This is a genomic window from Psychrobacter sp. Cmf 22.2 (assembly GCF_001921745.1).
Lineage (GTDB): Bacteria > Pseudomonadota > Gammaproteobacteria > Pseudomonadales > Moraxellaceae > Psychrobacter.
Genome location: NZ_MRYA01000004.1, coordinates 1 through 16,632 on the forward strand (window position 1 = coordinate 1; position 16,632 = coordinate 16,632).

A 16,632-nucleotide genomic window follows, 5' to 3' on the forward strand; every position below is an offset into this window, starting at 1 on the left:
GAGTAAGTCATGGTTATTTATTGTGGTAATCGTTTAGTTGATTTATTTTATAACATTTTTGTGGTCAGGTGACTATAGCGTCATGACAAAAGCTTTTGACAGCGTCTTTTAATTAAGGCAATTCAATAGCCACTGCTACTGCTTCACCACCGCCAATACATAAGGTTGCAATACCTTTTTTGCCGCCAGTACGCTCTAATGAGTTGATAAGCGTGATCAGGATACGAGCGCCTGAGCAACCTACAGGATGACCTAAAGCACAAGCACCACCTTCGATATTAACTTTTGCGTGATCAATATCTAATGCATCCATCGTCGCCATCGTTACCATCGCAAAGGCTTCATTGATCTCCCAAAGGTCGACTTCTTCAACTGACCAATCTGCGTTAGCCAATACTTTTTCGATAGCACCAATCGGAGCAATGGTAAATTCACTTGGATGACGTGAGTTAGAGGCAGTCGCTATAATACGAGCTTGATAGTCTAAGCCTTCAGACTGTGCTTGTGACTCTTTCATCATAACGACAGCTGCTGCACCATCTGAGATTGAGCTGGCATTGGCTGCAGTGATAGTACCTTCTTTGGCAAATGCAGGACGTAGGTTAGGGATACGCTCTGCGTTAGCAAGACCTGGCTCTTCATCATTTTCGACTGTTTGTTCGCCTTTACGAGTTTTAAAAGTAACAGGCTCAATCTCATTTTTAAAATGACCATCTTTAATCGCAGTCAACGCACGGTTAAGCGATTCGATCGCAAACTCGTCCATTTGCTCACGCGTATAGCCTTTTTCATCGGCCATCTCTTGCGCGAACTGACCCATCAAGCGACCAGTCTCTGCATCTTCTAAACCATCTAAGAACATATGGTCTTTGACTTCTTTATGACCCATGCGATAGCCGCCACGTGACCCTGGCATAAGATATGGGGCATTTGTCATCGACTCCATACCACCAGCGACAGCGACATTAAAGCTACCTGCTTTGATACCATCATGCGCCTGCATGACTGCTTTTAGGCCTGAACCACAAAGCTTATTGATAGTCACCGCGCCAGTCTCATCAGGCAGACCTGCCTTACGCATTGCTTGACGAGCAGGACCTTGACCCAATCCAGCGGTCAAGATACAACCCATGATGACTTCATCAATATTGTCATTGCTTACGCCCGAACGTTCAACAGCTGCTTTGATAGCTGTCGCACCTAATTCTGTAGCACTGACATCTTTTAAAGCGCCTTGAAAACTGCCCATTGGCGTACGCGCACCGTTAATAATTACAATTGCATCGTTCGACATCGTTGTTCTGCCTTATTTACCTATTTTAAATTAAAACTCAGCGCTTTAGATGAACACTGTGCTTCACTAATTGTTAATAAAGAATCATTACTATAATGTGCATTGTCAAGATAAAAATCAAGGTGTATCAAAATAACTCGCTGGTCATTACTGCTTTATGTCATTGGGCCAATTCGTCTAGTCGAATACGGACGACTTTATCTGTAACCGCAGTTAATCTTTCAATTTTTTCAATCGCTAGATTCATCTGACTTTCGACGACCGGTAATGTCAAAATAATGACAGGTACTTGTCCAAGTTTGTGAGCAGGTTTTTGTAAAATGGCATCAATATTGATACCAGCATCACTTAAGATGCGAGTGATATCTGCTAGCACGCCTGGATTGTCATAAGCATGCACACGCAAATAGTAGCCTGTAATCATCTGCTCTGCACGCAACACGGGCGTATCAGAGAGTTCTTCTGGCATAAACGCTAAATGAGGGACATGATGACTGTGCTCGCTATCGTCATGGTTGCCCAGTACGCGTACAAGGTCCATGACATCTGCCATCACTGCAGAGGCGGTTGCACCTGCACCTGCACCATCACCGCAATACAGCGTTTGTCCAAGAGGATGTGAGTTAACCAGTACAGCGTTTTTCACCCCATTCACATTTGCAAGTAAAGCATCTTGCGGGATCAACGTTGGATGTACACGTAGCTCAATGCCAGCGCTGTCTTGCTGCTCATCTTCACTGTTACGGCGAACGGCAAAGCCCAAGTGCTTGATACGATAGCCCAGCTCTTCAGCATAGTTGACGTCTTGTAGCGTAATACCAGTGATACCTTCGCAATATACTTTGTCAAACTGTAATGGAATGCCAAAGGCGATAGAGGCAAGTAGGGCAAGCTTGTGAGCGGCATCAATACCTTCAACATCAAATGTCGGGTCTGCCTCAGCATAGCCAAGCTCTTGAGCTTCTGTCAAAACGTCTTTAAATGGACGGCCTTTATCACGCATCTCAGTCATGATGAAGTTGCCAGTACCATTAATAATGCCGGCCAGCCAATCTATTTTATTGGCGGCAAGTGCTTCGCGCATCACCTTAATAATAGGAATACCACCTGCCACTGCAGCTTCATAAGCCACATGCACATGATGCGCTTCAGCCAACGCAAATATCTCATTGCCATGTTCAGCAAGTAACGCCTTATTAGCGGTAACGACGTGTTTGCCATTCTTGATGGCGTGCATAATGATGTCTTTGGCGAGAGTTGTACCACCAATGACTTCAATGACGATATCGACGTTATCACTGGCAGCAATTGCCATCAAATCATCATTTTGGACGATACTAGGATCGATATCATCACGCTGACGGCGTGTACCGACTTCGGTAATAATAATGTCGCGTCCACTACGACGTTTAAGCTCGGATAAGTTGTCATTGATTAGGTTGACCACGCCAGTACCGACGGTACCTAGGCCAAGTATCGCTAGTTTGATGGATTTACTCACAGTATCCTCAGAAAATTAAATGATTGTAGATTGTATAAAAAGTAGATGTCGCTATTGAGATGTTAGCTATTGCTAAGAAAGCCACCTTTATATAATGTCTCACCGTATCATACCGACAAGCAATTGTGGCGTCTACCCAAACTGACTATCGCCAAAGCCGATGATATTATGGCAGATAGTTAGCTGGCATCAATCGCTGTTTGTGCCAATTGTTTGGCTGGCAGATAACCACCGATCTGCTGACCAGATTCGGTAAAGATGGCAGGCGTTCCGCGAACCCCAAGGCGAGCGCCCAGTGCTATTTGCTCTTTTACTGGACTCTCGCAGCTAGGAGCCATGACATTGGCGCCTGATTTTGCCTGATCCATAGCGGCAACGCGATCTTCACTACACCAGATGGCTTCCATTTTAGGGATACTTCCTTCGCTACGAGGCCAGGCCAAATAACGAACCTCAATTCCTAGCGCATTGATCTCATCCATTTCTGCATGCAATTTGGTGCAGTAAGGACAATCAGCATCGGTAAAAGAGTACACCACTGACTTGGTTTCGCCTTTGGCTGGATAAATGATCATGTCTTTTTTGTCTACAGCTTTGAGAGCCTCTTGCGCGGTGCGAGCAACTAATGCGCCACTGATATCGACAGGCTCGCCTTGTCCAACAGAGATAATCTGGCCTTGAATGATGTGCTTGCCTGACTTATCAGTAAAAAATGCCGGCAACCCTTCAGCAGTTACCCAGTAAATACCGTCCATCTCTGTTGGCACTGCTGAGACGATATTTTCGTTAATACCAGACGCTTCTAGGTTTGACTGTAATGCTGAAACGACCGATTGATCACTATCGGCAGCAGGTTTGGGGGCATTAGTGGCACTACTTGCCTTTGTGCTACTTACCACACTGGTCTTGCTGGTAGTATCAGGAGTATTGTTTGAACAGCCTGTCGCAACAGTAACTAGTAGCGCACTGATAATGGCGCCTGAGAGCTTACGACGAGTAGAGATGTTAGCAGGCTTTAGACCAGTAGATATAGAGGATAAGAACATACGGCATTTCCTATAGGCGGGCGCGCTTGATCATGATTTTGATAAAAAACTTAGCGTAAAGACAGGCAATATAAGTCTCTTTATTTATCAGCAGTCAAACGAATAAATTCTAAGCTACAGCACCCTTATTATGATGACGAATCATCTTGATTATAAAGTAAGAAGTGAGTCATAACATAAATAGTGATAAAGTGCCATATACTAACATATTTTTATAAATGACAGTTAAAACCAAAACTTACTTAACTAATAATTTGGTGATGGGTGAACAAAAAAGTAAAATAAGCTACATTCCTACTATTTCATATGTTGCAGTAGCTCAGTAGGCTACAGTAAATAAGATAAATCAACATGATCAATTTTAATACTTATTCACTATTTGAGCGGTTTTACGCTAAGGAGAGAGCATGGCAGGTGCCAGTTTATTAACCCTACTTGATGATATCAGTGTGATATTAGATGATGTTTCAGTAATGACTAAGGTTGCGGCCAAAAAGACCGCTGGCGTATTGGGTGATGATCTTGCGCTAAATGCTGAGCAAGTTACCGGCGTCAAAGCCAATCGCGAGTTACCCGTCGTTTGGGCGGTAGCAAAAGGCTCATTTGTTAATAAACTTATCTTGGTGCCAGCTGCGCTGCTTATCAGTGCCGTTTATCCGCCACTGGTTACTTTTTTATTAATGTGCGGTGGTTTATTTTTGGTTTATGAAGGTGCTGAAAAAGTTATCCATAGATTTTGGCCACATGCTTTGCCGCATGACGAAGAACAAAGTGCGCGTCGCCTTGCCAATGCCGATGAAACAGTGGATCTGGTGGCGTTTGAAAAAGAGAAAATAAAAGGCGCGATACGTACAGATTTTATTTTATCAGCAGAGATTATCGTCATCGCTTTGGGGTCAACGGCGAGTGCCACATTGTTAGAGCGTAGTCTGGTATTGTCTATTTTAGCGATTGCTATCACAGTTGGTATTTACGGTTTGGTTGCTGGTATTGTCAAAATAGATGACGCAGGCTTGCATTTAATGAAACAAGAAAGCAGTTTTAAACAAAAACTTGGTAAGGTGATGTTTGCCGCTGCACCAAAACTGATGAAGTTTCTATCTATCGCTGGTACGTTGGCGATGTTCTTAGTAGGCGGTGGTATCTTAGTGCACGGTATCAGTTTTTTACATCATGGAGTAGAGGATCTGGCGCACTTAACTGGTATTTTTGAAAGCGTGACGACAGCACTATTAAATGGTTTGATAGGCTTTATCATTGGGGCAGTGGTTGTTGCTATCTTTACGATGGTTAATAAGTTACGTGGTAACGGAGCTTCTGCTCATTAGAGTTTCCTAACATCGACGCTAGCTTAGCACTATACAAATATTGAAAAGCCCCAAAGTTACTGTTAACTTTGGGGCTTTTTAGATTATTAAGTATAAGATGGCTATAAAAGTTGCGTTATACCAATTATACAAACTATATCAAGGCTAACCATTAACTGTCGCTACTTGAGTGGTTATTTTCAGACTTTTCAGCTTGCGTAGGTTTTATATGTTCAGACTTTGGTTTACGACTACGCGCTTTTGGTACCTTTGGCGTGGTCAAATTAAACATACCAGTCTGTGGCAGCAGCTGCTCAGCGACACTTTCAATCATATTTTTATAACTAGCAATAGTCGTCTTTGATTTAGCTGCTTGACTGTCCTCTTTTGTAGCATCGGCATGCTCACCAGCTTTGCTATCGTCAAGTAATGCCTGATCTGCTTTTAATAGCTGTTCGCTCTCAACAGTGATGTCGTCAGCTTGTACTTCACTGGCCAATGCTGCGGCTGCAGTTTCATGAGCATCAACTTGATGGTCATCAGTGCTAGTCTCATGATCGGTCTCAGTAGTTTGAGAATCTGCCACCTGTTCAGATTGGACGCCTTGTTTTGACTCATCTAACTGCGCATCAGGTACATTCAATGTCGCCTGTTCTTCAGCACGGTAGTCGGGATGCTGCCCACGCGGATCGTTAATAGCACGTTTATTAATAGCCTGCGGTGCCACCTCTGTCTTACCTTGCGCAGTAGCAAATTGACTAACTGCTTGAGTCATGGCATCAAACCGAGTCAAGTAATCAGCATCTAAAGGCTGGTAACCATAATTGCTAAAATCAAAAGCCTCACCTTGGCTATCGTCTGCAGAACTAGCGTCAACGTCAGGAGTGTCAGCAGCTTGAGTATGCTGTGCATGTGCTTCAATCGCTTGAATAAAACAGCTGATGACCCCTTTGTCTGCCAAACGACTTTGGGCATCTGCTAACGTTGCATGAATAAACTCACCAACTGTACCGCGAATGGTAGCAGGTGCAAGACTGGCTTGCGCGTTAGTCTCAGCGATTGGCGTTGACTGCTGACGACGGACGACACGCGGGTCGTTGCTTGCTTGACCAAACTTATTAGCAGTCACATAGCGCGCCGCAAATAATGCTTCGCGAGTAAACATGAGAGCGGTATTGCCTCTTGCAACCTCATTTGTACTGCTGCTCACATCAGCTTTATTACCATTTTTAGACTCATCGTTTTCAGCGGGCTGGGTAACAGCAACGGATTGTACGCTGCTAGCTTTAGCTGCTTTTGGCTCCAAATCTACTTTTTGAGCCGATGGCTGAGAGGTTTCCTGCGCGTTAGAGGCTTTTTCGGTATTTCCAACTGCTGATGTGCTATCAGATGAATTGCCTTTTGACTCAGCGCTTTGAGCCTTGTTCTCAACTAAGCTCTCAGTAGGTTTAGTACTACTCGCAGCGGATGATGAGCGATCTTCTGACTTAGCCGTGGTCGTTTCAGACTTGTCTTTATGACGCTGTTTGGCAGTCGTGTTTTTGTCATCGACAGTCTGATGCCCAGATTCTTGCGTATCTTTAGCTTTAGACGATGATTGAGCAGATTTACTATCGTCCAAAGAAAGATGCACTACTTCTGAAGCCTTAATCTTGGACGGCGCTTCATTGACCTGTAGTATGACTTCATTGGGATCTTGATCGCGCTGAGCATGCGCTTGTGATTTACCTTTTGCTGCACTAGCAGCAGATTGCTGATTATGCTGCTTGGTATTATCGTCAGCTGTTAAGGTTTCGCCGCGCTCAAGCTTACCACGTGAGTTACGCTGGCTATGGGGTTTACGTTTCGTACGTGATTGCTCGCTTGAGGTATTGTCCTCTGTACGCCCATTACCATTTTGACTGTTCTGGCGGTTATCTTGACGACTGTCTTGACGATTGCCGTTACGATCATGGGCGCGCTTGTTATCGCGTTCACTTGCCTCTTGCGTATCAGACTGTTTATTGTTGCTGGTACTATCTGTACTATTATTTACGCTATCGCTGTCATCGCGCTGATCTTTTCTTTGACGAGATTTAGAAGATTTTGATTTGCGTGACTTACGCTTTCTTCTATCGTCGCTATGACTCCCTTTTTTATCGTCGTCATCGTTATGAAAGCTTTGTTTTGATGGTTGATTGCCACCTTGAACATTGCTATCGTCTTGCGTATGTACGTTTTGCTGATCGTCATTTTGAATGGATGAGTGCTGGCTATTATCTAACGCTGTATGATCAACATGTCCGAATGAACCCAAGCTTTGAGCACCTGTATTGACTAGTGCTTCAATAGCTTCAGCGGCATCACGACTACTAACACTATTTGCAGTTTGTGCTTGTGGAGCTTGTGCAAACAGATTAGACAGCCAAGCAACGGCTTTTGGCTGCGTAGTAGAGGCCTGCTGCTTGCTCTGTGCAATATTGTCTGTAGCAGCACGCGCTGAGGAGACTTGCGTACTCTCTGACGTCTTGTCAGTACGCCTATGGTTGTTTTGATTGTGGTCTGTATTTTTTGTTTCGTTATTTGAGCCATTGTGTCGATTGCTGTTTTGGCCAGTATTCGATGATGACGCGCGTCCGTTACTTTGATTGCTTGCACGGTTGTCTGGGCTACTTTGGTTATCAGCTGATTTACGCGGCTGACGAGTAGGCTGCTGCTCAGGGCGTTCCTTTTCTGACGTTTGCCAGTCAACGTCATAACCAAGGTCGCTATGTTCTTGTTGCTGCGTATCGGTGATACGCTCATAGCTCGTCGGTGCAAAACCATCACGATTAAAGTGCAATTTAAAATTGGGTGACTCTAAGTGAGCGTGTGGCAAAATAGTAATACGTGTGCCGCTATCTTGTTCAAGATAAACCAAGCTGTCACGTTTTTCATTTAAGATAAATGCGGCAATATCAGTTGGTACTTCTGCTTGTACTTCACCTTGACGCTCTTTTAGAGCGATTTGCTCGATTTGGCGCATGATAGATAGTGATAATGAGCGCAAGTCACGAATCATACCGTTGCCATGACAGCGCGGGCAGATGTAACCGGTAGACTCTTCTAACGATGGGCGCAGACGTTGACGGCTCATCTCCATCAAACCAAACTTAGATATCTCACCGAACTGGACACGAGCGCGATCATATTTGGTCGCATCAACCAGACGTTTTTCGACTTCTTTTTGATGCTTATTATCATTCATGTCAATGAAATCAATGACAATCAAGCCGCCCATGTCGCGCAGACGTAATTGACGGGCAATTTCATCAGCTGCTTCTAAGTTGGTATGGTAGGCAGTTTCGGCGACGTCTGAACCTTTAGTAGACTTAGCCGAGTTGATGTCAATAGACACCAACGCTTCAGTTTGGTCAATGACGATAGAGCCACCAGATGGCAGGCGTACTTCACGCTGGTAAGCCGTCTCGATCTGTTTTTCGATATTAAAGCGTGCAAACATCGGCTCGTAGTCAGTATATTTGCGTAGTTTGTCCGCTTGCGTTGGCATGACTGCATCGATAAATCCTGCCGCTTCAATGTAAGCGTTTTCGTTATCGATCCAAATCTCAGCGATGTCATCACGCAGATAATCACGTACCGCACGTGTCACAACACCTGCTTCTTGATGGACCAGACGCGGTGATGGGTACTTTTTGTTTTGCTCTTGAATGGCTTGCCAAATATTAAGCAGATGATTTAGGTCGTGTTGCAGATCTTCTTGAGTTTTGCCAATACCTGCAGTACGAATGATGACGCTCATACCTTTAGGCAAGTCAAGATTGCCAAGCATACGCTTCATATCTTCGCGCAGTTTGCCCGAGATCTGGCGCGAAATACCGCCCCCACGAGGGTTGTTTGGCATCAGCACCAAATAGCGGCCAGCTAGCGATACATAAGTTGAAAGGGCTGCGCCTTTGTTACCGCGCTCTTCTTTTTCAACTTGAACAATCAGCTCATCGCCTTCTTTGATAAGTTTTTTGATGCTTTCGTCACGTGGGTTGCCACTTAGATATTCAGTAGAGATTTCACGAATAGGCAAAAACCCTTGACGCTGTGAACCATATTCAACGAATACTGCTTCAAGCGATGGTTCGACACGGGTAACGTGACCCTTATAAATGTTAGATTTTTTTTGTTCGCGGGTACGGTTTTCTAAATCAAAATCGTAGAGATGATTGCCTTTACACAAGGCGACACGAATTTCTTCGTTTTGGGTGGCGTTAATCAAAATGCGTTTCATACTATTATCCTATGAGTGCACAGGACAACGACGAGAAGGGCTACTATATTGAGTGGTTCTGAATAAAAACTCTAATATCAAACGCTTTAATAATAAAAAGCACTAACAGATTATTCAGGCTGCCAACTGGACAGCAAACAATATAAATATAATCAAAGTAAAGTTGCAATGACAAGTCATGCCAATACTAAAACCAGTAAATGTAGAGCAAGCGTACTGCTCGGACAAAATCAGATAAATACCAGTATCGAATTAAGTGGTCATCGTAGCTTAGTCCATAGTCGCCGGTAACTGATACAAAATCAACGTCTATGTTTTAAATTAACGACTGCAAAGCTACTAAAATAATTGTTCTAAGTAATTTTGATACAGAGTGTAGGGCTGTAACAGGATCTAATGCCAATCATCTTGTACTGGTTTCAAGGCTAGTGTCCAACACGTTACCTTGGTAAGTTTTACAAGGAGTATTAACATATAAAATGTGCTTAATTTACGTTGTAAAGGTATATAAGCACTTACCACAAAGTCACAATTTATTCGCCGTTTTGTTTATTTTCTAAACTGTTAACGCCAGCGAACGTCTTCATATCAGCTCAAATTAATTCAATTGTTTTATCTATCTATTATTTTATAACATCTAACTGTTTTAGAATCTTAAGTTATGAGTGCCATTGCACTGTTATTCAGCGGGGCGTACTTGGCAAACAGAGTAGGTAACCGGCTCATCAGCTCGGTGGATATATATTGTTTGTATGACAATCAGTTTATCTGTTTGACCGCCAATATTTAGGCAGCGCTAAACTCTTAACATCGGATTAACATCACTTGCTCAGTTGCACCAACCCAATGATCAAAAAAATCAAGTCGTGGTCGTGTGTTAATGAGTAGTTGTGTACTATTACCGCTTGATAATTTGGCACGTTTGCCATCATTACCAAAGCGATCAATTTGGTATAAATACCTTTTATTGAACGCGATGCCTATGTTACTAGGCATCTTGTCCTGAAAGTAGATGATGCGTACAAAAATCGCAAGATTGACTCATCACTAGCAAGTAATGATGATAACAACAAGTTGTTTAAGACAATAACGATTATTGTCCTAGTCTCTGCTTAATTGGCGCTCAACATGGTAAACTATAGCAAATCTTTGTGTAAATACCTAACTAAAAATGACAAACTCTAAAATGACTGACGACGCACCTACCCATGAAGCTCCGGCGATATTTAACAGCAGGACACGCCCACAAAGCGCTGATGATGAGATTAGTAACTTTGGAAAGGTTAACTACCTTGAAGTCACACGCCATCAGCACGATCAGCGCTTAGATAATTTTTTATTAAACCGCTTAAAAGGGCTACCAAAATCCCATATCTATAAAATGATACGGTCAGATGAGGTTCGAGTGAACAATAAGCGCTGTAAAGCGCATGATAGAGTAGAGCGCGAAGATGTCGTACGTATCGCACCTATACAGCTGGCAACCCGTGAAAAACCAATCATTAGTACTGAGTTCGCCAATAGTCTATTAGCGCGCGTCGTATATGAAGATGATGGGCTGCTGGTGCTCAATAAGCCATCTGGTATCGCAGTACATGGCGGTAGTGGTCTTGACTTTGGTGTCATCGAAGCCATGCGTGAAGTGACTGGTAAAAAATACCTAGAGCTTATACATCGCATTGATAAAGACACATCAGGTCTGCTTATGATTTCTAAGAAGCGCTCAACACTCAAAGTGTTGCAGCAGCATCTGGTCGACAAAACCATTCAAAAGCATTATCTTTGTCTGGCAAAAGGACAGCCTGCTCTTAATGAGCAACGTATTGATGCCCCATTGCTACGTTACACGCTTGCTAACGGTGAGCGCCGTGTCAAAGTGGATGGCAGTGCTGCACAAAATCAGGACCCTCAATCTAAAGAGAGCCAAACGGATATTACCGTACATAGCCGTTTTCTGCTGGCAGATCAGCCAGTCAGCTTGATTGAAGCCAAGCCATTGACAGGACGTACGCATCAAATACGTGTGCATCTGGCTCATATCGGTCATGCTATCTTAGGTGATGACAAATACAATGTACATGACAAGTCAGGTGTCCATCGCTTGTGCTTACACGCATGGCGACTAGATATTCCAGGTTATAAAACCATTACTGCCCCGTTACCAGACGATATGGCAGACTGGTTGCCGGAGCAAATCGCATTGCCAGAATAAGCTTAATGCCTCTATATTAATGTATTGTTGTTGAATTTTTGGTTTATTGGCGTACGTTAAGGTAAATTTATGAGCAAACAATCTAATCATTGCTTGGCAGATAAGAGCCTAGTTATCTTTGATTGGGATGGTACTTTAATGGATTCAATCGGTTTAATCGTTGAATCCATGCATGTCGCTGGAGAGGCGCATGGTTTTTGTACCACAGACCAAGCGGTTAGGGATATCATCGGTCTAAGTCTGATGAATGGTATCGAGATTTTATACCCGCAAGCAAATGAGCTACAAAAGCTGGCTATTCAACAAAGCTATGCTGACTACTACATTCCTAACAGTCACCGCACACCGTTTTTTACTCCTATAGAAGGCATGTTGCAAACGTTGCAGCAGCAAGGCCGCAAATTGGCTGTAGCGACAGGTAAAAAAAGACGGGGTCTTGATAGGGTGCTTACCGCCTCTGCTAGCCAGCACTACTTTGAAATAACTCGTTGTGCTGATGAGTCAGGCTCCAAGCCCAACCCGCAGATGCTGACAGATATCTTAGAGCATACGCAGCATAGTATATCTAAAGCTGTGTTTATCGGTGACAGTGTATATGATATTCAAATGGCAAATAAGCTTGGCATGACTAGCATCGCTGTAGATTATGGTACAGCAACCAATGAAGAGCTTGCCGCTCAGCAGCCTACTTATCAAGTTGATACGCCCCAAGCTTTAACTGAGCTGCTATGTGGTTAAAATAAAAGACATAATAAGCAAAAAAAGGGTTTATCAAGATAATGATAAACCCTTTTAGTTTGTTACAGATGATGGTTATTCGTTGTCTTGCTGCTTATCTTGTGACTCAGCATCTTTTTGGTCAGCGTCTTGTTGGGTAGTATCAAATGTCTGAAGATCCGATTCGACGAGCTTGTCATTATCAAGTTTATAGTCGTACCAATTTCCCATTACACCTGCCAGCTCATCAAGACCCTCTTTTCTTAATGCAGAAAACAGCTGAATGGTACAGTTCAAGCCCAATTTTTTGAGAGCTTGGCGAGTATTAAGTAGAGCGTTTTTTGACGCACCATATTTGAGTTTGTCCGCTTTAGTTAATAGGATATGGACAGGCAACTCGCCATCTTTGGCCCAATGTAGCATCTGCTCATCAAAGAATTTAAGAGGGTGGCGAATATCAGTCATAAGCACTAAACCTGCAAGGCTTGAGCGCGATACCAGATACTCTTCTAGTTCGACCTGCCATTCTTTTTTCATCTCAAGCGGGACAGCTGCATAACCATAACCTGGCAAATCGACTAAGCGTCTGTTGGTATCTCCAATGCTAAAAAAATTAATCATTTGCGTACGTCCCGGAGTCTTAGACGAGCGGGCAAGCTGGCGCTGATTGGTTAAAGCATTGATAGCAGAGGATTTACCTGCGTTTGAACGTCCTGCAAAAGCCACTTCTAGCCCGATATCAGGTGGGCAGAGACGAAAAGTAGGCGCCGACGTCATAAATTCAGTTTGTTGAATACGCTGGCGGGCTTTGGTATTAAACGCCGCATGTTCAGCGGCAACATCTTTAAACGGGGTACTCATAAATGACTCATTAACAATCAAAAAATTTGAAACGAAGTTTGGAATAATAATGCAGAACCGGTCAAAAAAAGACAAGGAATCAGCGGTAACGTTGATTATATAGGCTTTAGAGTATCTTTGAATATAAATAAGCAGTCAGATAAATGATGAGTATTACGGTAATCTGTTTATTGTATAACTTATCTCTGTCGTTCTATATATGACAGCATAACACTAAAGTGAATAACAGCTTAGCAAAAATTATCGTCTAGCGCTTAAACGTTACTAACCCTAAACGCGATAACACTACTTTAACTCGACATATATCGTTACAATATAAGATATTATCGGTTAACAAGTCTATGTATCGAATAATTATAGATATAAGTATTCCATGGTTATTCAGTTAAAGGGGATATCGTATGCGTTTATTAAATATCAATACCACTAAAACACGCCAGGTTTTGAGCAGTAGTATGATTGCACTTGTCTTAAGTTTGCCTATGACAAGTGGTCATACAGCAGCTGATATCCCCCAAACCTACGATGACTCATGTGCAGCTTGTCATGACAGTGGTGCATTAAACGCTATAAAGAAAGGTGATAGCGCTCAGTGGCAACGCCTTATAAAGCAAAAAGGTATGCCAGCACTGATTAATTCTGTAAAGGGCGGCATGATACAGATGCCAGCAGGCGGATTATGTAATAGTTGTAGCGATGACGATTATCGAAAATTGATTGAATATATGAGTAAGTAGATAAGAATCTAGTTAACAATGCTATTGTAAAAGCTTAAGGTATTTTAATGATAGCCTGTACCTTTTTATGCAAAAGATAAATGGTTTATAGAATATATATTGAGCTTGAATTTCGATAAAAAACGTTAGTTACTATGATTAAGTAGGCAAATTCTTTAAAGTCTTGCTATAATAATTGCAAATAAACCCTGATGTTAGTAAGTGCTTTCGGGCTGCTTGTTATTAACACCTCAAATCGCATGATTGATTCTGTCAAGCTATAGACGCGCTTGTATGATTTGGTGAGTGTTATGTTAATACAATCAATCAAGTTAATGCTTACGGCGAGTTAGTAGGATCTGTATCAATGAAAAAGTTAATCGCTGCCGCCAGCTTATGTGTTGCAAGTTTCAGCGTACAAGCTGCTATTATTGTTCCTGAATATGACGCTAATGCGGGTAAACAAATTGCAGAAACGGTATGTGCCGCTTGTCACGGTGTTGACGGAGTGAGTGTCGTACCAGCTCAGCCAAATCTTGGCGGTCAAAATGTAAAGTATCTATATAAGCAATTGGTCAATTTTAAATCTGGATATCGTAAAAACGGTATCATGCAGTCCCAAGTTGCCAACTTGTCTCAGCAAGATCTTGCTGATGTATCAGGTTACTATGCCGAGCAGGCACCTTGGGGTGTAGGCTTTGGTAATCCTGCAACCAATCAAGAAGCAACCAAGCTTTATTTGGGTGGTGATAAGTCACGCGGTGTGATTGGGTGTGCTGGTTGTCATGGTCCAGATGCTGCTGGTAACGAGTTTGCAGCTTTCCCACGTTTGGGAGGACAGCATGCTGAATATATTGCTACTCAGCTAAAGCTGTTCCGTGCAGCAGGCCGCGTGGATGATATTGCAAGCGAAGATCAAAAACGTGTCAATGATGCAGCCAAAGAAGGCGAGATGGGTATGATGCAGACAGTAGCAGCGAGACTATCAGATCGTGACATTCGTATCTTGTCAGATTATATCAGCGCTGTTCATTAAGCGCCGCTTAGCTAATCATTAAACCCCGTTTTCGGGGTTTTTTTATAGCTGCCTGTCCCTATATCGTATAAATAAATACAGCCCTCTTCATTGGTCTGTATAATTGCCTATTGTTATTCACTTTAGATCGTTTGGATTGAGATTATGATGGTCCGCTATGCTTCTTATTTTATGGCAGCACTGTTGCCACTACTGCTTTTTCGCTGGTTTACACCCACTTCAATTGGTGAGATAGACTTTTGGTTACTATGGCTATTTGCGATGGTATTGGTTTCGTTGCCCGTTATTTATGCAGAGATTGCTTTAGCGTATCGCAGTATTGAGGCGCCTTTAGCAGGCATGCAAAAGCTTACTCGCGAAGCTGATGCTAGTCCATTATGGCGTAGCTTTGGTTGGTTGACAGCGGTAGTTGCGATTGCTATCGCTGCCCTTGCTATATCTGGAGCAAGTAGTGGACTGTTATCTGCGCTGACTGAGCTTAATAGTGCGCCAAGCTTGCCAGTTTTTGCGGTCGCTGGCGGCTTGATGGTGATTGCAGTATTGTTAAGTTTGCTTGGTGTTGCGCCTCTACCAATAGGTTTGGGTTTGATGGTCGTAGGCTTGGTGATGGGTTTGACAAATGGACTGCCGCAAGTTGAATTTGCCGTGACTAACATCAACTTAACTGAGTGGGCACGAGCGGTTGCACTGGCGTTGGTCAGTGTAGGAGCGGGTACTGGATTATACTGGTTTGGTCAGCATTTAGTCACAAAGCAGACAGTAACTGCAATAGAGCCAGACGGTCTCAATGCCACCAAGTCACACTCTACTAAATTACATTCAACTAAGACGCCTCATACCTACCATGCTGCTAAGCTGGTGCTGCCTATTTGGGTACTACAGCTGGTTATCGGTGTTGTTGCATTATTTAGTAGTGGTTTGACACTGCCGCCCATTGGACAGCTGCTATATCATGCAGGTGTGTTATTTGTGGCAAGCTATTTATTGTATTATAGTGCCCAGCAGCTGGCACATAAATTTGGTCTAGTAGTAAGCTTAGTTATTACATTGATTGTAGGTTTATTACTAGTCACAATAGTACCGACAGCTTGGCTAGTGGGTCTACTGGTTATAGTAAGTAGCATTGCAGTGTTGGTGTTGTCTATATTTGCTGGTTGGCATATGAAAATCAGTCACTTGCGTAAGTCTTTAAACTTTGGCAGTGAAGCATCGTACAACCTATGGCGCGTAGCCATTCGTCTCATTGTACCGTTAGCACTGATTTTAGCATTAGTAGGTTGGATGATGCTGTGGCTGAGTTGATAGAGAATACGGCTAAATCTTCCCAAACGTCGGCCATGATAACAGTACATTTGGCTTATGCTGAAGATGTAAAACATCAGCACTATATGACATTGCAAGTCGCTGAAGGTACGACTTTATATGAAGCACTAGAACAGGCAGGCTGGTTAATTCAGTTTCCTAACTTGGCTTTATGGTGTAAGCAGGTAGTAGGTATGACAACCCCTACTGCCAAGCGCTGGCATGTAGGCATTTATGCACAAAAGCAGCCTATAAGCTATATATTACAACCGTTAGATCGCATTGAGGTATACCGTAGCTTAAGCGCTGATCCCATGTCTCAGCGCAAAAAACGTGATAAGAAAAAGCAAAAGTAATGGTCTAAGACTGTCTCTAGCTC

Annotated in this window: 12 protein-coding genes; 7 read left to right on the forward strand and 5 right to left on the reverse strand. The window is 43.1% G+C overall.

Annotation, left to right across the window (positions count from 1 at the left end):
- Nucleotides 1-112: 112 nt before the first annotated feature.
- From BTV98_RS08710 to BTV98_RS08720, 3 genes are all read right to left on the reverse strand, one after another.
- Entirely contained in the window at nt 113-1,294 is a 1,182-nt protein-coding gene (locus BTV98_RS08710) for a thiolase family protein (protein WP_058368030.1), read from the reverse strand.
- Between the two features lie 160 nt (nt 1,295-1,454).
- Nucleotides 1,455-2,795 (reverse strand): homoserine dehydrogenase, encoded by a 1,341-nt coding sequence (locus BTV98_RS08715; protein ID WP_058368031.1) that lies wholly within the window; start codon nt 2,793-2,795, stop codon nt 1,455-1,457.
- A gap of 179 nt (nt 2,796-2,974) precedes the next feature.
- Nucleotides 2,975-3,841, reverse strand: coding sequence for a DsbC family protein (locus BTV98_RS08720; protein ID WP_058368032.1), 867 nt, complete (start codon nt 3,839-3,841; stop codon nt 2,975-2,977).
- A 407-nt stretch (nt 3,842-4,248) separates the two neighbouring features.
- Here BTV98_RS08720 and BTV98_RS08725 point away from each other — a divergent pair, with 407 nt between their 5' ends.
- Nucleotides 4,249-5,169 (forward strand): DUF808 domain-containing protein, encoded by a 921-nt coding sequence (locus BTV98_RS08725; protein WP_075103419.1) that lies wholly within the window; start codon nt 4,249-4,251, stop codon nt 5,167-5,169.
- 151 nt (nt 5,170-5,320) lie between these two features.
- On the opposite strand, the gene BTV98_RS08730 is transcribed toward BTV98_RS08725, so the two are convergent.
- A complete protein-coding gene (locus BTV98_RS08730) occupies nt 5,321-9,409 on the reverse strand; it encodes an Rne/Rng family ribonuclease (protein WP_058368033.1) in 4,089 nt (1,362 codons plus the stop codon).
- A gap of 1,186 nt (nt 9,410-10,595) precedes the next feature.
- On the opposite strand from BTV98_RS08730, the gene BTV98_RS08740 reads away from it, so the two are divergent.
- Nucleotides 10,596-11,621: an RluA family pseudouridine synthase gene (locus BTV98_RS08740; protein ID WP_058368035.1), complete on the forward strand. Its 1,026-nt coding sequence runs from the start codon at nt 10,596-10,598 to the stop codon at nt 11,619-11,621.
- Nucleotides 11,622-11,690: 69 nt separating this feature from the next.
- On the forward strand, nt 11,691-12,359 hold the full coding sequence (locus BTV98_RS08745) for an HAD family hydrolase (protein ID WP_058368036.1): 669 nt from the start codon (nt 11,691-11,693) through the stop codon (nt 12,357-12,359).
- A gap of 75 nt (nt 12,360-12,434) precedes the next feature.
- On the opposite strand, the gene yihA is transcribed toward BTV98_RS08745, so the two are convergent.
- Nucleotides 12,435-13,199: a ribosome biogenesis GTP-binding protein YihA/YsxC gene (gene yihA, locus BTV98_RS08750; protein WP_058368037.1), complete on the reverse strand. Its 765-nt coding sequence runs from the start codon at nt 13,197-13,199 to the stop codon at nt 12,435-12,437.
- Nucleotides 13,200-13,600: 401 nt separating this feature from the next.
- On the opposite strand from yihA, the gene BTV98_RS08755 reads away from it, so the two are divergent.
- The 4 genes from BTV98_RS08755 to BTV98_RS08770 all read left to right on the forward strand — a co-directional run bounded on the left by BTV98_RS08755 (nt 13,601) and on the right by BTV98_RS08770 (nt 16,609).
- The gene (locus BTV98_RS08755; protein ID WP_058368038.1) at nt 13,601-13,936 is read left to right on the forward strand and encodes a cytochrome c5 family protein; all 336 of its coding nucleotides are present in this window, start codon (nt 13,601-13,603) and stop codon (nt 13,934-13,936) included.
- 346 nt (nt 13,937-14,282) lie between these two features.
- Nucleotides 14,283-14,951, forward strand: coding sequence for a cytochrome c (locus BTV98_RS08760; RefSeq protein ID WP_058368039.1), 669 nt, complete (start codon nt 14,283-14,285; stop codon nt 14,949-14,951).
- A gap of 144 nt (nt 14,952-15,095) precedes the next feature.
- Nucleotides 15,096-16,253 (forward strand): hypothetical protein, encoded by a 1,158-nt coding sequence (locus BTV98_RS08765; RefSeq protein ID WP_058368040.1) that lies wholly within the window; start codon nt 15,096-15,098, stop codon nt 16,251-16,253.
- The gene (locus tag BTV98_RS08770) at nt 16,241-16,609 is read left to right on the forward strand and encodes an RnfH family protein (RefSeq protein ID WP_227511684.1); all 369 of its coding nucleotides are present in this window, start codon (nt 16,241-16,243) and stop codon (nt 16,607-16,609) included. Before BTV98_RS08765 ends, BTV98_RS08770 begins: the two co-directional genes overlap by 13 nt.
- The last annotated feature ends 23 nt before the right edge of the window (nt 16,610-16,632 follow it).